Origin of the sequence: Thiobacillus denitrificans DSM 12475 (genome assembly GCF_000376425.1) — a bacterium.
Taxonomy (GTDB): Bacteria; Pseudomonadota; Gammaproteobacteria; order Burkholderiales; family Thiobacillaceae; genus Thiobacillus; species Thiobacillus denitrificans.
On the sequence record NZ_AQWL01000003.1, the window covers coordinates 83,100 to 102,474 of the forward strand.

Consider the following 19,375-nt stretch of genomic DNA (forward strand, 5'->3'; position numbering starts at 1 on the left):
CGACCTCGGCGCCGGTGACGGCCGGCTTGCCGATGCCGATGGCAAGCTAGCTGCGCACCGATGGCACGCGCCATTTCGAGGTGATCGCCGGTGATCATCTTGATGCGGATGCCGGCGCGATGGCATTCGCCCACGGCACGGATCGCCTCCTCGCGCGGCGGGTCGATGATGCCGACGAAGGCGAGATAGGCCGCATCGCCGGCATGCTGGGTGAAACCAGCCTTGTCGCCGAGAACGAGCAAAGCGCCCTCGGTGGGATCGCCTTCTATCCACCACAATCCCTCTTCCTGGCGCAGGCGGGCATCGTTGCACAGCACGCTGGCACGGACCGCCAGGGTCAGGGCAGGATAACGCACGGTGTCGATGATGTGCCCGTCGATGCTGAAATCGCCGACTGGCGCATAACCGATGCCGCCAACGGCGAACACGTGGTCGGCGCAGACCACGCGTTGAACGGTCATTTCGTTGCGCGTCAGGGTGCCGGTCTTGTCGGAACAGATCACCGTGACCGAACCCAGGGTCTCGACGGCCGGCTGGCGCCGGATGATTGCATTGCGCCGCGCCATGCGCTGGATCCCGAGGGCGAGCGTGACCGTCATGATCGCCGGCAGCCCCTCCGGAATGGCCGAAGCCGCCAGGGCCACGACCATCATGAACATTTCTGCGGCGGCATGATCGCGCAACAGCGTACCGAGCAGGAAGGTCGCGGCGGCCATGGCCAGAATCGCCAGCGCCAGGATGCGGCCGAAACGGTCGATCTGGCGCAGCGGCGGCGTGGTCAGGCTCTGGATGCCGGCGAGCATGCGGTTGATCTTGCCCAGTTCGGTGGCGCTGCCGGTGGCGACGACAATGCCGCTGGCCTGGCCATGGACGGCGAGCGTGCCCGAATAGGCCATGCCGCAGCGGTCGCCCAGCGGCGCGTCGACCGCGACCGCCGCATCCGTCTTTTCGGATGGCAGAGATTCCCCGGTCAAGGCGGCTTCCTCGACGCGCAGTTCCTTTACCGAGATCAGGCGCAAATCCGCCGGAACGCGATCGCCGGAGGTGAGCAGGACAAGATCGCCCGGCACCAGCCCGGCGGCATCGATCTCGCGTCGGCTGCCGTCGCGGATCACAGTGGCATGCGGCGAAAGCATGGCGCGTATGACATCCAGCGCAGCTTCGGCCTTGCCTTCCTGGAAAAAGCCGATGAGCGCGTTGATCACCACCGCGGCGAACAGCACGCCGGTATCGATCCAGTGGCCGAGAAAAGCCGTAATCACTGCGGCACCCAGCATCACGTAGAGCAGGATATTGTGGAACTGCATCAGCAGGCGCAGCAGCGCGCCGCGGCGTTTCGGCGCTGCCAGCCGATTCGCTCCGTACTGCTCGAGACGGCGCCGGGCCTCGGTTTCGCCGAGGCCGTCCGGCCCTGTCTGCCACCGTTGCTGGACCGCCTCTCCAGAGAGAGTGTGCCAATGTTCCATAGGCGCAGGCGATGGCGAGGCGGTCGAGTAGTCGATCATCCGTATGAATCCTTCGGGTGCATGGAGATGCGTGCATCTCCATCTTCAATATGAACGAGCGTGTGGGTGGTTTTTATCAGAACGGCCGGCAGGCTCGGCAATCCGGCGCCAGCAGGCTGTCCCTGGCACTAAAAGCTGCGCCAAGCCGGGGGTTGAACGAGAAAAGGCCCCGGAAATACGCTGGATGCGTGGGAAAATCATATTTTCCTTGGCTCTGCTCCTGTTTTTTCGCTGCGGCAGGCCGTTACTATATATAGGGAAAGGGATTGGGGAAGCGGCCGGGTGCGATCGACAAGGAATTTGAGCTTTTCTGGTTTCGCCTTGATGCTGGGGCTGATGGTGGCGCTCATGGTGGCGGGGTTGAGCCGCATGAGCGTCATGAATGAAAACCTGGAAGCGATCGTCAGGACGCACAATGCCAAGATGGCGCTGGTCTGGGAAATGCGCCATGCCGCGCGCGAGCGGGCCATGATCCTGTATCACATGGTGCATACCGCCGATCCTTTCGACCGGGACGAGCTCCGGCAGCGTTTCAGCGGGCATGCGGGCACCTTCATCCAGTCCCGCTTCGACCTCGTGGCGAGCGGATTGGGTCCGCAGGAACGGGGTTATCTGGACAGTTCCCTGCGCCTGGCAAGACAGGGAGAGCGTGCGCAGAATGCCGTCCTGGACTTGCTGGACGAAGGCAGGCTGGAAGCGGCGCAGCATCTGCTCTATCACCAGGTCGTGTCGGTGCAGAACCAGGTCATGGCGCAGCTGACTCTGATGCTCGAATTCCAGCAAATGGCCACCCGGGTCGCGGAAGACAAGGCCAAGCGCGCCTTCCAGGACGCCCTCCGCCTGATGCTGGTGTTCGGATTGCTCACCCTTCTGGTGGGCAGCCTGGTCGCTTTCTATGTGATCCGCAGGGCCTCCGTGATCGAAACCGAGCTCCACCAGGAGAAGGAACGCGCTCAAATCACCCTCAGTTCCATCGGCGATGCGGTGATCAGCACCGATGAGCACGGCATGGTGAATTTCCTCAATCCGGTCGCCGAGCGCATGACCGGCTGGACGGATGACGATGCGCAGGGCAAGGCTTTGGCGGACGTTCTGCACCTGAGCGCCGAGGATGGCGAGGACGCTGCGGAAACCGCCCTGGACCCCCTGCGGATCGGAGCCTGGGTCGAATCGTGCGGCGATTCCAGCCAACTCACGGCAAGGAACGGACAGCGCCATGCCGTAGAGCTGACGGCCAGCCCGATTCACTCCCCCGATGGCCGGATCAGAGGCGCGACCCTGGTACTGCGCGACGTCACCCGTTCCCGCGAGCTTTCACGCCAGCTGAGCTGGGCAGCCAGCCATGATGCCCTGACCCGGCTCATCAACCGGGCCGAGTTCGAGCGCAGGCTGGAATGGTTGCTGCAGGATGCCCGCACGCTGTGGCGCGAACATGCGCTGCTGTACCTGGACCTGGATCAATTCAAGGTCGTGAACGACACCTGCGGACACGTCGCAGGAGATGAACTGCTGCGCCAGTTGACCGCCAGGCTCGATGAAAAAATGCGCAGCAGCGACAGCCTGGGCCGACTGGGCGGCGACGAATTCGGCTTGCTGCTGGAAAACTGTCCGCTGGACAAGGCGGCCGAAATGGCGGAAATGCTCAGAAGCACCGTCGCCCAATTCCGCTTCATGTGGGAAAACAAGCCCTTCGACGTCGGCGTCAGCATCGGCGTGGCGCCCATTACCGCCGATTCCGGCACTGCCGCGCAATTGTTGAGCACGGTGGATGCAGCCTGTTATGTGGCCAAGGACAAGGGGCGCAACCAGGTGCACATATTCCGGCCGGACGACAGGGAAACCACGCAGCGCACCGGTGAAATGAGCTGGTCCCAGCAGCTCTCGCAAGCCATCCAGGAAGACCGCCTGCTGCTGTATGCGCAAAAGATCATGCCCCTCGACGCGTACTCCGGGCAAAAGCCGCATCTGGAAATATTGGTGCGCATGGTGGGCGAGGCGGGCCAGCTGGTGCCGCCGATGTCCTTCATCCCCGCCGCCGAGCGTTACGGCATGATGCCCGCCCTGGATCGCTGGGTCATTCGCAACGTACTGGCGAGACTGTCCCGGCGCCAGACGACTTCCATGGATCCCAGCTGCGCCATCAATCTGTCCGGCCAATCGCTGGGCGACAAGGCCATGCTGCCCTACATCCTGGCGCAGTTCGAGCAGACCGGAGTGCCGCCGCAGCATGTCTGCTTCGAGATCACCGAGACCGCCGCAGTGGCCAATCTGCGCGCGGCCGCCGAGTTCATCCAGACCCTGCGCGAGCTGGGCTGCCATTTCTCGCTCGATGATTTCGGCAGCGGCATGTCCTCTTTCGGCTACCTGCGGCAGCTGGATGTGGATTACCTCAAGATCGACGGCGCGTTTGTACGCAACATGCGCGAAGACGCCACCGACCGCGCCATGGTGGAGGCGATCAACAACATCGGCCATGTCATGGGGCTGCGTACCGTCGCCGAATATGTGGAGGACGCCGCCACGGCTGAATTGCTGCTCGGCATGGGCGTCGATTATGCCCAGGGCTACGCAATCCACCGCCCCGAGCCGCTGACCGCTGATTTCATCCTTCTGCTGGATGAGCGCCTGGGGGGAGCGGTCAGGCCGCTGCCAGCATCTGCTTGCGGTAGCGGTTGAGGTCGCGCAGGAAAATTTCGATGGCCGGCAATGCAGCTCAAGGGCCAGCGCCTGCTCGCCGGTGAGCAGGCGGCATCGAAATGGCATAATCAAATCCTGCACGCACCGCGTCCTCATGATCCCCGACTTCCCCGCCGCCGCCCTGCCCGACACCTTCGCCATGCACGAGGGTGAATTGATCGCCTTGCAAGTACGCGCCACGCGCGCACTGGGGCTGCCGGGCCCGCATTTCCACGACAGCCTGCCCGACGGGACGTCCGCCCCTGCGCTGATCGTCATTCCCGCGGGCACATTCGAATATGGCGCCGCCGCCGGGGAAAATGCGCCGGCCCAGGAACGCCCGCGCCGCACCGCCCTGATCGAACGCAGTTTCGCCATGGGTATTTATCCGGTCACTACCGAAGAATTCGAAGCCTATGCCCGCGCCACCGGCTGGCAGCGGCGCACGGAACTGCTGTGGCTGTCCGGCCGCAAGCCGGTCGTCAACGTGCGGCAGAGCGATGCACGCGATTATTGCGCCTGGCTCTCCCGGCAGACCGGGCAGCGCTACCGCCTGCCCACCGAGCAGGAATGGGAATACGCCTACCGCGCCGGGGCCGCAAGTGCCTATCCGCAGGGTGATCGCATCATCCCCGCCGAGGCGCTCTACAATACCCGCCAGGGTTTCGACGCCGCGCGCCCCCGGCGTCCGCGCCTGCTGTCGCGCTGTTTCGTCCGCTGCGGCGCAATGGAGGTCGGCAAATTGCGCCCCAACCGCTGGGGCCTGCACGATATGCCGGGCAATGTGTGGGAATACACGGCCAGCCCCTGGACCCGCGACCACGCCAGCCTCCCGGAGCGCCCTCTGCCCGGCAAACCGCAAGCCGTCGTCACCAAGGGAGGGTCGTGGTTCGACGGCCCCGAAGACTGCCGGGGCGCCGCACGGCGGCGGCGCCTGGAAAACGAACTGGACATCAATCTTGGATTTCGCGTGGCACGCGATGTTTAGGCTTGTCATGCGGACTGCGGCAGGCCAGGATTACCGCATCCCCATCCAATCAATCACGGCCTAGCTGCATGCCCATGTCAGCCCTCCCATCCGAAGCCGATATTTTTATCGCCGAACTCGATGCCGCGGTCGAGGCGCACATGAACTGGACGCGCCGGATCCTGCGCTGCGCGGTGCTGCGCACGGCCCCGGGCGAAGACGTACTCGCCCCGATGGCACACACCCTTTGCCATTTCGGGAACTGGTTCATGTCGAGCCGGGCCGAATTCGAGGCGCTCGATGCGCAGGCCGCGCAACGCGTCGAAGCGGTGCATCAGGCGATGCATGACGCGATTCGTTCCATCTGCACCCGGGTGCTGGCCGGCCAGCCAGGCAACCATGCCGACCTGGAGACATTCGAGCAATCGCAATCCGATCTGCTCGCCCTGCTGGCCCGCTTCAAGACATTGATTCTTACCCAGGCCGTGCGGCACGATCCGCTGACAGGGCTGCCTCTGCGCTACGGAATCGAAAACGATTTTGCCCTGTGCCGGAAGGAAGCCCGGCGCGCCTGCAACCTGCTGTATGTCGCGATGATCGACATGGATCATTTCAAGCCGGTCAACGATACCCATGGCCATCTGGTGGGCGACCAAGTTTTGCGCCAGTTGGCCGGCGTCCTGAAACAGACCCTGCGAAGCAACGAGCCCCTGTATCGTTTCGGCGGAGAAGAATTTCTCTGGCTGCTGCAATGCAAGTCTGTCGCAGAGGCCGAGCAGTCCGCGCAACGCCTTCTGGGTGCGATCCGCACCACCTCCGTGCCGGTTCCCGGTAGCGTCCCGCTGGTGCTGACCGTCACCCTTGGTCTGGCCCGGGTGCGCGAGCAGGACGACCTGTCCAGTGCCATCATGCGCGCCGATCTGGCACTTTACGAAGGAAAGAAAAACGGACGTGACCGTTACGTCATCGCGGATCCCTGACCGTGCCGTCCCGGCGGCTCAGATCGCCAGTTCCTCCTCGGCCTGGATCAGCACCTGGGCCAGCCGCAGGCCGCTTTCCCAGGCGCGCTCTATTCCCGCGCCGGCGATGCTGTCGCCAATCAGGGCGACCCGGTTTTCGCGGTCGCCCAGCCAGTAGCCGCCGACCGAGGTTTGCGGTAAGGCATGGCGCCACAGGTGAGATGCTTCGATGTCAACCGGGCAGGCCAGTCCGAGCAGTCCCATCAAGGCCGAAGCGGCACGATTGCTGGCCTCTTCAATCGAGGCTTCGAGATAGGTTTCGGCAAATTCGTGGCTGCTGTATACCGCCCACAGGCCCGGGCCATTGAATGCCTGGCGTACCGCCAGATTCAGCAAATGGTCGTCGAACTTGATGACATCCGCCGCCGGGCCGCCTTCCCAGCGCATCAGGAACGACCAGATCGGGCGATAACGCACTTCGCCCAGGCGCTCACGCAGCAACGGCAGCGCATCGAGCATGGGGATGGCCTGCGGGGCGGGGACGCTGCAAATGACGCAATCGTAATCGCCGAGCGTCTGACCGTTTTCCAGGACGATCGTGCGCGGCCGCAACGCCGCGACCGGGCTCAGGGTGTGCAGGCGCGCATCGCCCAGCAAATGGTGTACCAGTTGCGAAGGCTCGATGGTGGGCCGGTAATGGTTTTGCAGCTGCGCCTGCGCCCACGACACGGTGGCGCGCCCCTGCCAGATGTTGCCGCGCACCGGAGCGACCCAGCCCTGGCGTACCCAGTCGCGCAGCTGGCTGCGGAAGGGGTCGCGCCGGGCCGAAAGAAACGGGCTCGCCAGCGATGCCCAGCCCTGTCCCGTGCGCCTGGTCGACAGGCGCCCGCCGGCGCCGCGCGCTTTGTCGTAGACGTCGACATCCCAACCCGCTGCGGCGAGCTTTCCTGCGCAGCTGGCACCGGCGACGCCGGCGCCGACAATGCCTGCTCTAAGTCTTGTCATGCTTTTTTCCCTTGTTGCGGCCGCAGGGCGGCCGGCTGCTGGTTGACTTGTAGTGAAATCGAGGCCTCTGCGGCAATGCGAGGCAGCCCGCGTAAATCAGCGGAGCATTGCCTGCCCGCCCGGATGGCGGGACACTCTCCATTTTCAAACCCAATGACCGTGGCCACGCATTATCGGTTCCGGTCGCCGTCTGTTTTCTGCATGGATACATGCCGTATGCCTGCCTCTTCGTATTCCTCGCCCACAATGATGAAACCGGCCCGCGCATAGAACCCGGCCGCATGGGTCTGCGCGCTGAGTCTGACGGTACGATAGCCGCGTGCCTGCGCCGCCCGCAAGGCCGCGGCCAGCAAAGCCTGGCCGACGCCGCGCCCGCGCCAGGCGGGCAGCACCGCCATGCGTCCGATATGGCCGTCGGGCAGCAGGCGGGCGCAGCCAATCGGGGCAGCATCCGCGGCGATGGCCAGCAGATGCAGCGAATGCATGTCGTACGCGTCCCATTCCAGCGCCTCGGGCACGCCCTGCTCGTCGATGAAGACCGCGCGGCGTACCGCGCTCAGGCGTCGCGCATCGTGCGCCCAATCGGTTTCGAGCAGCGTGAAGGCGGCCATGATTCAGGCGCCGCCGTGAGCAAACCGCCGTGCCGCGCGATGGCCGCGTGCGGCCTGCACGTCACGCAACGCCCACAGCCCGGCGGCGAAATAGCTGCCGGTGATCAGCAGGGACTGGCGATGATCGCCCTGAGTGATCCAGCTGGCCGCGCCGTAGGTCAGCGGCCCGAGGATGGACGCGAGCTTCACCGCCAGCCCCCACAGCCCGAAAAACTCGGCTTGCTGCGCAGGGGGCGCGAGCAGGCCGACCAGCGCGCGCCCCGCCGACTGCGACGCCCCCATGCACAGCCCGGCCAGATTGGCCGCCACCCAGAACATGCGCTCGTCGGGCGCGGCCCAGGCGAGCAGCACCATCACGATCCAACCGACGAGTGTCAGCGCGATCGACCGCACGTGCCCGATGCGGTCCTGCACATGGCCGAACACGAAGGCACCGAGCGCTGCGGTGATGTTGACCACCAGCACCAGCACGATGGTGCGCTGGGTGTCGAAATGGAACACCTGGCTGGCATAGATCGCCGCCAGCGTGATGACCGCGGCGATCCCGGCCTGGTACAGCACGGTGCAGACGAGGAAACGTTTGAGGTCGGGCAACCGGCCGAGATGGCCGAGGGTGTGGCGTACCTGCTGCCAGGCATTGCGCGACGTGTGGCCGCCATTCGGCGTGGCGCGCTCGTGCAGCATCAGGAGCGCGGGCAGGCTCGCCAGCATGAAAATCGCGGCGGTGATGAGCATGGAGACCGGCACGAACTCGGCCGCAGTCTGCCCGCGTGCCTGCGCCCAGCCGATGTATGCGAGGCTCGCGCCGAGCGACACCAGGCCGCCGACATAGCCGAGCGTCCAGCCCCAGCCCGATATCCTGCCGAGCGCGCGCGGCCGCGCCAGTTCGGGCAGGAAAGCGGCGATGAGGTTCTCGCCGGTGCCGAAGAAATAGTTGGAGAGAACCAGCGCAGCGATCGCCAGCGCAAGCGCACCCGGCGCGGCGAAATAGAGCAGTGCGGTGGCGCCGACGCAGCCGAGCGTGGTCAGCCACAGCAGCGTCTTTTTCCTTGCATGGGCATCGGCCCAGGCACCGACCAGCGGCGCGGTCAGCATGATGAGGGCGTACGAGACGGACAGCGCGAGGGTCCACGTGAAAGTCGCCCACGGCGCGTCGCCGGCGACGACCGCGACGAAATACGCACCGAATACCGCGGTGATGACGACCGTCGTGTAGCCGGAATTGGCGAAGTCGTACATCGCCCAGGCCCACACCTCGCGTCGGGACACGCCCGGCCGCAGCAGCAGCCCCGCCATCAGACAGCGTGCTCCTCAGCCTCGGCCTGCTGCTGCAGCGCCCACATATGCGCATAGATGCCGTTCATTGCCAGCAGTTCGGGATGCCGGCCGCGCTCGACGATGCGCCCGTCTTCCATCACCAGGATCTCGTCGGCCTCGACCACGGTGGACAGGCGGTGCGCGATGATGAGGCTGGTGCGGCTGCGGGCGATTTCCAGCAGTTCGGCCTGGATTGCCTTTTCGGTCCTGGTGTCGAGCGCCGAGGTGGCTTCGTCGAGGACGAGGATGGCCGGATCCTTCAGCAGGGTGCGGGCGATCGCCACCCGCTGCTTCTCGCCGCCGGAGAGCTTGAGCCCGCGCTCGCCCACCACCGTATCCCAGCCCTGCGGCAGGCCTTCGATGAAATGCAGGATGTGCGCGGCGCGCGCGGCCTCGATCACTTCCTCGCGGCTGGCATCCGGCCAGCCGTAGGCGATGTTGTAGTAGATGCTGTCGTTGAACAGCACGGTGTCCTGCGGCACCACGCCGATGGCGGCGCGCAGGCTGTCCTGGGTGACGTGGCGGATGTCCTGGCCGTCGATGCTGATGCTGCCGGCACCGACATCGTAGAAGCGGAACAGCAGGCGCGCCAGCGTCGACTTGCCGGCGCCGCTGGAGCCCACCGCTGCCACCGTCCTGCCGGCGGGGATGGTGAAGCTGACGTCGTGCAGTATCGGCCGGTCGGCATTGTAGGCAAAGCTGACGCGATCGAATTTCACCTCCCCCGCCACCACGTCGAGATCACGCGCGTCGGGCTTGTCCTCGACCTCGCGCGGACGCTCCATCAGCGCGAACATGCGCTCGACGTCGGTGATCGACTCCTTGATCTGGCGGTACATCACGCCGAGAAAGCTGAGCGGCTGGAACATCTGCAGCAGGAAGGCGTTGACCATCACCAGGTCGCCCAGCGTCAGCGTGCCCTCGACCACGCCGGCGGCGGCGCGCAGCACCATCAGCGTGACGCCGATGGCGATGACGCCGGCCTGCGCGGTGTTGAGCAGACCCAGCGAGCGCTGCGACTTCAATGCCATGTCCTCCCACTCGACCAGGCTGCTATCGTACCGGCGGGCCTCGTATTTCTCGTTGCCGAAATACTTGACCGTCTCGTAGTTCAGCAGGCTGTCGATGGCGCGGCCATAGGCTTCCGAGTCGAGCGTGTTGGCGCGGCGCACGAACTGGGTGCGCCATTCGGTGATGGTGACGGTGAAGCCGATGTAGGCCGCCAGGGTGATCAGCGTCAGCACGCCAAAAACCCAGTCGAGCTTGACGAACAGGATGCCCGCGACCATCAGGATTTCGAGCACCGTCGGGGTGATGCGGAACAGCAGGTAGCCGACCAGGCTCGACAGCGCACGGGCGCCGCGCTCGATGTCGCGGGTGATGCCGCCGGTCTGCCGTTCGAGGTGAAAACGCAGCGACAGCGCATGCAGGTGCTTGAACACCGCCATGCTGATGCGGCGCATCGCGCGCTGCGTGACCTTGGCGAAGATGACGTCGCGCAGGTCGGCGAAGGTGGTGCTGGCGAAGCGCAACACGCCATAGCCCATGATCAGCGCCAGGGGCAATACCAGCTCGGGGCGTGGCCGGTCGAGCGCGTCGATGATCTCCTTCAGCACCAGCGGCACCGCCACCGACGCCAGCTTGGCGCCGATCAGCAGCGCCAGCGCCAGCAGCACACGGCCGCGGAATTCCCATAGATAGGGGAACAGCCGGCCGAGGGAGCGCAGACTGGGATCGCCGGGCGGCGGCGGTGCGGTGTGGGAATGAACGGCGGGATGCATCAGGTCGGTTAGAATCGTGGCTTGTTTTTCCCGATTTTACGTCCATGGGCGGCCAATTCCGCCCCGGGCGACTGAAATAGCATGAAGCTCTACGGCATTCCCAACTGCTCCACCGTCAAAAAAGCGCGCGCCTGGCTGGCCGATCACGCGCATGACGCCCTCTTTCACGACTTCAGGAAACAGGGGGTCGATGCCGCCTGGTTGCACGAGGTCGTGGCGCAAACCGGATGGCAGGCGCTGGTCAATACGCGCGGCACCACCTGGCGCAAGCTGACGGATGCGGAAAAAGCCGCCGTCACTGACGAAACCAGCGCCATTGCCCTGATGCTGGCCCAGCCCAGCGTGATCAAGCGCCCGGTGCTGGAGCGAGATGGCAGTTATCATCTTGGGTTTACCGAAGAACACTACCAAGCCCTGTTTGGAGAATGAGACTGCATGGCCAATGACACTTTCGAGTTGGTAGTCGAACTGCTCAAGCGCAAATCGCTGACCCCGGATCACGCGGGCTGCCACGACCTCATCGCCGCCCGTCTGCAAAAACTCGGCTTCCGCATCGAACGCCACTGCCACAACGGCGTCGACAACCTGTGGGCGCGCAAGGGCACGGTCGCTCCCGTGGTCTGCTTCGCCGGCCATACCGACGTGGTGCCGACCGGGCCGCTGGAGCAATGGCTGTCCGACCCGTTCGAGCCGACCGTGCGCGACGGCCAGCTCTACGCGCGCGGCGCCGCCGACATGAAGACCTCGGACGCCGCTTTCGTCACCGCCACCGAGCGCTTCGTCGCCGCCCATCCCGGCCACTCCGGCTCGATCGCCTTCCTGCTCACCTCGGACGAGGAAGGCCCCGCCACCGACGGCACGGTACGCGTGGTCGAGGCGCTGAAAGCGCGCGGCGAAGCGCTCGACTACTGCATCGTCGGCGAGCCCACCAGCGCCGCCGAATTCGGCGACACCATCAAGAACGGCCGCCGCGGCTCGCTGTCCGGCACGCTGCGCGTCAAGGGCGTGCAGGGCCATATCGCCTATCCGCATCTGGCGAAGAATCCGATCCATCTGGCCGCGCCGGCCATCGCCGAACTCGCCGACACCATGTGGGACGAGGGCAACGCCTATTTCCCGCCGACGACCTGGCAGATATCGAACATCCATGCCGGCACCGGTGTCACCAATGTCATTCCTGGCGTGGTCGAGATCCAGTTCAATTTCCGCTTTTCCACCGCCAGCACGGCCGAAGGCCTGATGGACGCGATGCACGAAATCCTCGACAGCCATGGCCTCGATTACGAAATCGACTGGAGCCTGTCGGGCAATCCCTTCCTCACCCCGCGCGGGCCGCTGTGCGACAAGCTGAGCGAGGCGATCCACGAGGTCACCGGCCTCACCCCCGGGCTGTCGACCTCCGGCGGCACCTCGGACGGCCGCTTCATTGCCGACATCTGTCGGGAGGTAGTCGAATTCGGCCCGCTCAACATGAGCATCCACAAGCTGAACGAGCACGTCGCGGTGGAGAACATCGAGCAGCTGGCGGCGATCTACGAGAAGACGCTGGAAAAGCTGCTGGGGTGAAAACCTTGTTTCATCCGCGCTTCGCGGATAAGCATTCTGGATTGAAATGAAACACTTCGACGACACCGAATCCCTCATCACCGTGCGCGACTGGCTGCGCTTCGCGGTATCGCGCTTCAACGAGGCGGGACTGTTCTTCGGCCACGGCTCCGACAACGCCTTCGACGAGGCGGCGTACCTGATCCTTCACACTTTGCATCTGCCTCTCGACCGGCTCGATCCATTCCTCGATGCCAGCCTGACGCATGGTGAATCCGAACAGGTGCAGGCGGTGATCGAACGCCGCGTCAAGGAACGCATCCCTGCAGCCTATCTCACGCACGAAGCCTGGCTGGGCGGGTACCGCTTCCATGTCGACGAGCGCGTGATCGTGCCGCGCTCCTTCATCGCCGAGCTGCTGCACGAGCAATTGGCGCCGTGGGTCGAGGATCCGGATGCGGTGGGCAGCGTGCTCGATCTGTGTACCGGCTCCGGCTGCCTCGCCATCCTGGCGGCGCTGGCCTTTCCCGATTCCCGGATCGATGCCGTCGATTTATCCAGGGAGGCGCTGGACGTCGCCGCGAAGAATGTCGCCGATTACGGCCTGCAGGACCGCGTCGAGCTGATCGAGTCCGATCTGTTCGCGGCGCTGGACGGCCGCACTTACGACGTGATCATCAGCAATCCGCCCTACGTGAACGCCGAATCGGTCGCCGCGCTGCCGCCGGAATACCGGGCGGAACCCGCGCTGGCGCTCGGTTCCGGAGAAGACGGCCTGGACGCCACGCGGCAGATTCTGGCTCGGGCCCAATCCCATCTCAACCCCGGTGGCCTGCTGCTGGTGGAGATCGGCCACAACCGCGACGCCCTCGAAGCCGCCTACCCCGCCCTGCCCTTCACCTGGCTCGATACCGAACGCGGCGACCAGTTCGTGTTCATGCTGCGGCGCGAAGACCTTCGCTAGAAGACCCGCCAGCGGGGCAGGGCGAGCCCCCTACCTGCCCGTACGTGGCAGCTCGTCGGCGATGCGGCGGGCGAGTTGCTGCGCCGCCGCCGCGATGACCGCCGCGGCGTCCTCACCCGGATTGGTCGAGCCGATTTCGATTCCATACAGATCCAGCCGGGGCGGCAGACTGCCGAGTTCACGCGCCAGCGAGAGCGCGGCCAGCACGCCAAAACCGTGGCTGGACAGTCCGTGGCGATAGTCCGGCCAATCTTTCCGGTCGAAGCGCTGAATCCCACCCACCCGGCCACTGCCCTGCATCGCATCGATCAGAATGACCCAGGCCGCATTCTCCAGCATGGGAATCAGGCTGGCACCGGGCCGATCCAGCTTGTCGATATCGATGTCATCAAGACCGCCGGCCAGCAAGGCATCGACGACCAGCCAGCCGGCCTGGTCGTCGCCCGACGGCGAACCGATGCCGAGGATGCGCACCCCGCTCATGTCCGCTCTACCTTCATGCGCAGGAAATGGGTGGCGCAGGAAATGCAGGGATCGTAGTTGCGGATGACTTTTTCACAGTGCAGCCGCAGCGCCTCGTCCGGGCGATCGAGGCCGAAGTCGAGCAGCGACAGCCGCAAATCCTCTTCAATCCGTGCCTGATTCTGGCTGGTTGGCGGCACGATGCGCGCGCTGACCACGCAGCCGTCGGCGTCCATCTCGTAGCGGTGCCACAGCAGGCCGCGCGGCGCCTCGGTGCAGCCGGTGGCCACCCCGGCGCGCGGGGCGACCGGCACCCAGGGCGAGTCCGGAACGCGATAGCCGTCGAGCAGGCGCAACGCTTCGTGCAATGCCAGCAGGATTTCCACTGCGCGTGCCAGTAGGCTGTGAAACAGGTTGCGACTGGGCAGCACAAGGCCGGTTGCGGCCAGCAACGCCTTGATGCGCGGGGGCAGCCGCTCGTGGTTGAGGTTCAGCCGCGCCAGCGGCCCGACCAGATAGGGCCGCTGGCGATAGCTGCTGAACAGCGCGGTGGAATGCGGTTCGTGGCACTCGGCGAAATGCTCGTCGTAGGCTTCCGCGCCGATATGCAGGCCGTCGCTGGCGCCGATGTCGCCGCATTCGATGGCGTAGTCGAGCGGGTGCCGCATGGCGACGCAGACGAAGTCCTGATCGTCCTGCGGCACCGCAATGCCGGCCGCCCAGCGGATCAGCGCCTCGGCTTCCGGCAGCGCCGCGCGCAGCTTGTCCCGGATGTCGCCGATGCGCTCCACTGAAGGCGCGCCGTGAAATCCGCCGACACGAATGCCGACCGGATGCACCGAACGCGCGCCGAACAGATCCATCAGTTCGTTGCCCAGCGCCTGGATGCGCAGGCCGCGGCGCACTTCCTGCGGGGCGATGCGCGCCAGTTCGATGACGCTGTTGCAGCCGAAGAAGTCCGGCGCGGCCAGCAGATGGATGTGCAGGCTGTGGCTCTGGATCCATTCGCCGCAGTAGAACACCCGGCGCATGGCGCGCGCCCACGGGCCGAGCTCGACGCCGAACAGCCGTTCCAGCGCCTGCGCGGCGGTGGCCTGGTAGGCCACCGGGCAGATGCCGCAGATGCGCGCCACCATGTCCGGGATTTCGGTGTAGCTGCGGCCTTCGAGGAATTTCTCGAAGAAGCGCGGCGGCTCGAAGATGCGCAGGCGCAACTGGACGATCTCGCCGTTGTCGATGCGCAGGTCGAGCGCCCCCTCGCCTTCCACCCGGGTCAGCACGGGGACGTGAATGGCCACGCTGCGGCGTCGTTCACTCATCGCGCGCCTCCCCTGCCTTGTTTGCCGCCGCCAGAAACGCCGGCGCCTGGCTGTTGATCGAGCGGAAGCGCCGGGCGACGGCGGGCGGATCGAGTCCCTGGCGGCCGAACTGCGCCGCCAGCGCGTCGGTGTTGGCGTTTTCCGCCGGGCCGTAGCAGCCGTAGCAGTCGCGCCCCAGACCTGGGCACAAGGCGCCGCAGCCGGCCCGCGTCACCGGCCCCATGCAGGGGATGCCACGGCTCACCATCACGCAGCTGAGATCGCGCCGCTTGCATTCGCTGCACACCTTGTCGGCGTTGTCGCGCGGCGCCACCCCCAGCAGCAGGGAATTCACCACCGCCAGTATCTGCGGACCGCTGACCGGGCAGCCCCACAGCTCGAAGTCCACCGCCACGTGGCTGGAAATCGGCGTCGAGCGTTCGAGGCTGGCGACCGCAGCGGGATGGCTGTAGATCTGCGCGGCCCATTGTGCGCCGTCGGCGCCGTTGCGCAGGGCCTGGATGCCGCCGGCAGTGGCACAGGCGCCGATGGCGATCAGCATGCGGCTGTGGCGGCGAATGCGCTGGATGCGTTCGAGGTCTGCCGGCGTCGACACGCTGCCTTCGACGAACGCAATGTCCACTTCGGCATCCGGGTCGAGCGGGCCGGCTTCGGCGAAGTGCACCAGCTCGACCCGTTCGGCCAGCGCGAGCAGATCCTCGCCGAGGTTGAGGAAGGCCAGCTGACAGCCATCGCAGGAGCTGAACTTGTGCACCGCCACGCGCGGTCTTGTCGGCACGCGCATCAGAACCCCCGGTGCTCCAGCAAGGACTTGACTTGGCCCCAGTCGAACACCGGGCCATCGCGGCAGACGAAGGCTCCGCCAAACTGGCAATGGCCGCAGCGGCCGACCGCGCATTGCATGTTGCGTTCCATGCTCAGATGCAGGCGCGATTCGGGCAGGCCGCGCGCCAGCAGCTTTTCAGCCGCGGTCCGCATCATGCCTTCCGGCCCGCACATCATCGCCGCCGCGCGGCCGGGGTCGAACCGGGCCTGCTCTAACAGATCCGTCACACGCCCGACATGCCAGGGCCACAGCGCCCCGCCCTGGCTCGCCGCAAGCAGCACCTGGGTATCCGGCAGCGTGGCCCAGCGGTCGTATTGCTCGCGCCAGATCAGATCCTCGGCATGTTTCACGCCTTGGATGACGACGAGCTTGCCGTAGCGTTCGCGGCGCCTGAGGAGGTAATGGATGACAGAGACGACCGGCGCGCAGCCGAGCCCACCGGTCACCAGCACGACGTCGCGCCCTTCCATTTCCTGCAACGGCCAGCCGCGCCCGTACGGTCCACGCAGCCCCAGGCTGTCGCCCGGCCGCAGCGCCGCCAGCCCCCGGGTGACGCGTCCCAGGGCGCGGATGGTGTGGCCGATGCCGTCGCGTTCTTGCGGATCGGACATGATCGAGATCGGCACCTCGCCCACCCCAGGCAGATACAGCATGTTGAACTGGCCGGACGCAAACCGGTAGGCCGCCTGCGCCGCCGCATCGCGCAGGCGCAGCTGCAAGGTGAAGATGGTGGGCGACTCCTGCGTGCGTTTCGCCACGATGGCTTCGAGCGGCTGGCGTGCGGTCATGGCCGCTCCCGGTCTCCGGCCAGCACGGCGGCTTCCGCGGTGAGGTCGATTTCCGCCGGGCACCAGGCGATGCAGCGCCCGCAGCCAACGCAGCCGCTGCGTCCGTACTGGTCGTGCCAGGTGGCGAGCTTGTGGATCAGCCATTGGCGGTAACGGCTGCGGATATCGGGCCGCACATTGAAGCCGTGCAGATGGCCATGGCTCTCGCCAAAGCAGGAATCCCATATCCGCACATGCTCGCTTGCCTGGCCGTTCAGCGCAGGCTCGTCCATCTCGGCATGGCAGAAACAGGTCGGACACACCGCGGTGCAATTGCCGCAGGCGAGGCAGCGTGTCGCGACCTCGTCCCACTGCGGATGTTCCAGCCGGCTCATCAGCACATCGCGCAGAGTGCGGCCGGGCAGGCTGCGCGTCTGGCTGGCCGCTGCCGCCTGTCCTTGTTGTCGTGCCGCGGCAATCTGCCGCGGGGATGCGGGCGGCAGATTCAGCGTGTTCAGCAACGCTGCCCCCTTCCGGCTTCCCGCCGTTGCGACGAAGCCGTCAGTCAGTTCCGCCAGCGCGATGTCGTAGCCGGCGGCCGGGGTCGGGCCGTCGCCGGTGGACGCGCAAAAACAGGTGGATGCCGGCTCGGCGCATTGCACCGCCACCAGGAACAGTTGCTCACGGCGCTGCGCGTAATGGGTGTCGGGCTGGTCGCCTTGCAGGAAATGGGCGTCCTGCAAGGCCAGCGCGGCAAGGTCGCAGGCGCGCACACCGATCAGCGCCAGCATCGGGGCGGGCGGCGCCACGGCCATGAAGTGCAGCCGGCCCTGCTCGTCCCGCTGCGCCCGCCACAGCGATTCGCGGGGCGCGAACAGATGCGGCTTGATCGCCTGCGGCCCGTTCGCCCAGGCGAAATAGCGCTGCTGCGGGTCCTGCTGCAACCGGTAGCGCCCCGGCGCCTGCCCGGCCTGCAGGCCGCGCGGCAACGCATCGGGCGCTGCGAGTTCGCGCATGACGATGGCGCCGTTTTCCACCGCCGGACCGAGGCAGCGATAGTCCTGTTCCATGAGCCTCGCCACCAGCATGCTCAACTGGGCGAGAGGCAAAAAACCGGCGTCTTCAGGTGGGGCGGGCATAGGCTACGGTACAAAATGTTTTCTACAGTGTATGCAGAAAGCCCCGGACGGAACAGGCCATTTACCTTGCCCATCCCCAGCCATCGAGCATAAAAAGCCATTGCGAACCGTTCGCTATAATGCGCCTTTAATGTAGTAATGGAGGAGAACCCCATGCAGCAGCAACTCGATGTGTTCGTCGCATCCCTGACTTCTTTCTGGACGCAAATGGCGGGGTTCGTGCCGCAGCTGCTGGCAGCCATGCTGCTGCTGTTCGTCGGCTGGCTGCTTGCCAATCTGGTGCGCACCGGTGTCATGAAACTGCTCGACGTGCTGCGCTTCGACAGCCTTTCGGAAAAAACCGGCATCGAAGCCTTCCTCAAGCAGGGCAGCCTGGAGGTCTCGCTGTCACGCCTGCTGGCCAAGCTGGCTTACTGGGTCATCATCTTCATCGTCATCGTCACCGTGGCCAACAGTCTCGGCCTGCACATGGTGGCCGACCTGTTCAACAAGATCGTGCTCTATATCCCCAACATCATCGTCGCCATCCTGGTGCTGGTGTTCGGCGTGCTGGTGGCGCGCTTCATCAACCGCCTGGTGTTCGCCTATCTCAACAACATCGGCGTGCAGGGCGCGCTCACCATCAGCACGCTGTCGGAATACGGCGTCATCATCTTCGTGGTGTTCGTGGCGCTGGAACAGCTGGCGATCGGCACCACCCTGCTCACCGCCGCGTTCCAGATCGGCTTCGGCGCGATTGGCCTGGCGCTGGCCCTGGCGTTCGGCCTGGGCGGCCGCGAATGGGCGGCCGGGGTGATCAAGAAGCTGACCGAGAAGTAATCCTGCCGCCTGCTCGCGTTGCGGCTGACCCGCACCATGGTGGTTTTCAGCATCAGTCAGCGGCGCGGCGTCACCGCAGCATGAAAAACCAGGCCTGGCCGAAGGCCAGGGCCAGCGCCAGCCAGATCCCCGCCTTGGCCGGCTCCGGCGTGGGGCTTGATATATATCGTGGAAGATCGATGATGTGCATCCGCACAGTTCGATATCCGTTCCTCAACCCTGCTAAGCCTGACGCCATGACCAAGCCTGAAAATTCCCTTACCCAAGAACAGATCACGCACTTCGCACGACGGATCGACGCGCGCAAAAATCTCTTGCTCGATGAAATCAGGCAGGTGCTCGCGCGTTCCAGCAACGAGCACCAGGCCGATCTCATAGGCGGAGCGGGTGATTCCGGCGATGTGGCGGCCGCGTCCCTGCTGCGCGACATCACCGAGGCCGAGATCATCCGCGACGTGGGAGAGGTGCGCGACATCGTTGCGGCGGAGCAGCGCCTCGCAGCCGGGGAGTATGGCGTCTGCATCGACTGCGGATCCGCCATCCGCTACAAACGGTTGGATGCGTATCCGACCGCCAAGCGCTGCCTTGCGTGCCAGGAACGCCGCGAAAAATTACAGGCGCCTTCGCCCTACACGGGCCGCTGACGGCAAGTCTCGTACACAAATGAAAGCGAACGGCAGCGCGATTTCACGGTGGCTGCGCGCCGGCTCGAT

Annotated in this window: 17 protein-coding genes and 1 pseudogene; 8 read left to right on the forward strand and 10 right to left on the reverse strand. The window is 65.6% G+C overall.

Translation table 11 applies throughout. From position 1 onward, the window contains the following. Positions 1–104: 104 nt before the first annotated feature. Positions 105–1,505: pseudogene (locus B059_RS21625) on the reverse strand (HAD-IC family P-type ATPase); the annotation flags it as partial. Positions 1,506–1,805: 300 nt separating this feature from the next. Here B059_RS21625 and B059_RS18680 point away from each other — a divergent pair. From B059_RS18680 to B059_RS0104995, 3 genes are all read left to right on the forward strand, one after another. After that, entirely contained in the window at positions 1,806–4,181 is a 2,376-nt protein-coding gene (locus tag B059_RS18680) for an EAL domain-containing protein (RefSeq protein ID WP_157273619.1), read from the forward strand. A gap of 115 nt (positions 4,182–4,296) precedes the next feature. Then, the gene (locus B059_RS0104990; protein WP_018077147.1) at positions 4,297–5,169 is read left to right on the forward strand and encodes a formylglycine-generating enzyme family protein; all 873 of its coding nucleotides are present in this window, start codon (positions 4,297–4,299) and stop codon (positions 5,167–5,169) included. A gap of 74 nt (positions 5,170–5,243) precedes the next feature. After that, positions 5,244–6,128 (forward strand): diguanylate cyclase, encoded by an 885-nt coding sequence (locus B059_RS0104995; RefSeq protein ID WP_018077148.1) that lies wholly within the window; start codon positions 5,244–5,246, stop codon positions 6,126–6,128. Between the two features lie 18 nt (positions 6,129–6,146). Here the strand turns inward: B059_RS0104995 and B059_RS0105000 are convergent, their stop codons facing one another. From B059_RS0105000 to B059_RS0105015, 4 genes are all read right to left on the reverse strand, one after another. After that, on the reverse strand, positions 6,147–7,112 hold the full coding sequence (locus B059_RS0105000; protein WP_018077149.1) for an NAD(P)/FAD-dependent oxidoreductase: 966 nt from the start codon (positions 7,110–7,112) through the stop codon (positions 6,147–6,149). A 170-nt stretch (positions 7,113–7,282) separates the two neighbouring features. Further along, a complete protein-coding gene (locus tag B059_RS0105005; protein ID WP_018077150.1) occupies positions 7,283–7,723 on the reverse strand; it encodes a GNAT family N-acetyltransferase in 441 nt (146 codons plus the stop codon). A 3-nt stretch (positions 7,724–7,726) separates the two neighbouring features. Further along, entirely contained in the window at positions 7,727–9,019 is a 1,293-nt protein-coding gene (locus B059_RS0105010; RefSeq protein ID WP_018077151.1) for an MFS transporter, read from the reverse strand. Continuing rightward, positions 9,019–10,821: an ABCB family ABC transporter ATP-binding protein/permease gene (locus tag B059_RS0105015; RefSeq protein WP_026177312.1), complete on the reverse strand. Its 1,803-nt coding sequence runs from the start codon at positions 10,819–10,821 to the stop codon at positions 9,019–9,021. Before B059_RS0105015 ends, B059_RS0105010 begins: the two co-directional genes overlap by 1 nt. An 81-nt stretch (positions 10,822–10,902) precedes the next feature. Here B059_RS0105015 and B059_RS0105020 point away from each other — a divergent pair, with 81 nt between their 5' ends. The 3 genes from B059_RS0105020 to prmB are packed head-to-tail and all read left to right on the forward strand — an operon-like array spanning position 10,903 to position 13,330. Continuing rightward, a complete protein-coding gene (locus tag B059_RS0105020) occupies positions 10,903–11,250 on the forward strand; it encodes an ArsC family reductase (RefSeq protein WP_018077152.1) in 348 nt (115 codons plus the stop codon). Between the two features lie 6 nt (positions 11,251–11,256). Continuing rightward, a complete protein-coding gene (gene dapE / locus B059_RS0105025) occupies positions 11,257–12,387 on the forward strand; it encodes a succinyl-diaminopimelate desuccinylase (protein WP_018077153.1) in 1,131 nt (376 codons plus the stop codon). 46 nt (positions 12,388–12,433) lie between these two features. Then, entirely contained in the window at positions 12,434–13,330 is an 897-nt protein-coding gene (gene prmB, locus B059_RS0105030) for a 50S ribosomal protein L3 N(5)-glutamine methyltransferase (RefSeq protein WP_018077154.1), read from the forward strand. 30 nt (positions 13,331–13,360) lie between these two features. Here the strand turns inward: prmB and B059_RS0105035 are convergent, their stop codons facing one another. Genes B059_RS0105035 through B059_RS0105055 form a run of 5 tightly spaced genes read right to left on the reverse strand, consistent with a single transcriptional unit; the run spans position 13,361 to position 17,774 of the window. Further along, the gene (locus B059_RS0105035) at positions 13,361–13,813 is read right to left on the reverse strand and encodes a hydrogenase maturation protease (RefSeq protein WP_018077155.1); all 453 of its coding nucleotides are present in this window, start codon (positions 13,811–13,813) and stop codon (positions 13,361–13,363) included. Further along, entirely contained in the window at positions 13,810–15,111 is a 1,302-nt protein-coding gene (locus B059_RS0105040; RefSeq protein ID WP_018077156.1) for a Ni/Fe hydrogenase subunit alpha, read from the reverse strand. Before B059_RS0105040 ends, B059_RS0105035 begins: the two co-directional genes overlap by 4 nt. Further along, the gene (locus B059_RS0105045; RefSeq protein ID WP_018077157.1) at positions 15,104–15,895 is read right to left on the reverse strand and encodes an NADH-quinone oxidoreductase subunit B family protein; all 792 of its coding nucleotides are present in this window, start codon (positions 15,893–15,895) and stop codon (positions 15,104–15,106) included. Before B059_RS0105045 ends, B059_RS0105040 begins: the two co-directional genes overlap by 8 nt. Continuing rightward, a complete protein-coding gene (locus B059_RS0105050; RefSeq protein WP_018077158.1) occupies positions 15,895–16,725 on the reverse strand; it encodes an FAD/NAD(P)-binding protein in 831 nt (276 codons plus the stop codon). The genes B059_RS0105045 and B059_RS0105050 overlap by 1 nt, the downstream gene beginning before the upstream one ends. Next, entirely contained in the window at positions 16,722–17,774 is a 1,053-nt protein-coding gene (locus B059_RS0105055; RefSeq protein ID WP_245538733.1) for a 4Fe-4S dicluster domain-containing protein, read from the reverse strand. Before B059_RS0105055 ends, B059_RS0105050 begins: the two co-directional genes overlap by 4 nt. 222 nt (positions 17,775–17,996) lie before the next feature. Between B059_RS0105055 and B059_RS0105060 the strand changes: the two genes are divergently transcribed. Both B059_RS0105060 and B059_RS0105070 read left to right on the forward strand, forming a co-directional pair. Then, positions 17,997–18,662, forward strand: a complete 666-nt coding sequence (locus B059_RS0105060; RefSeq protein ID WP_018077160.1) for a mechanosensitive ion channel family protein — start codon at positions 17,997–17,999, stop codon at positions 18,660–18,662. An 80-nt stretch (positions 18,663–18,742) separates the two neighbouring features. Continuing rightward, positions 18,743–19,306, forward strand: coding sequence for a TraR/DksA family transcriptional regulator (locus B059_RS0105070; protein ID WP_245538734.1), 564 nt, complete (start codon positions 18,743–18,745; stop codon positions 19,304–19,306). Positions 19,307–19,375 lie beyond the last annotated feature (69 nt).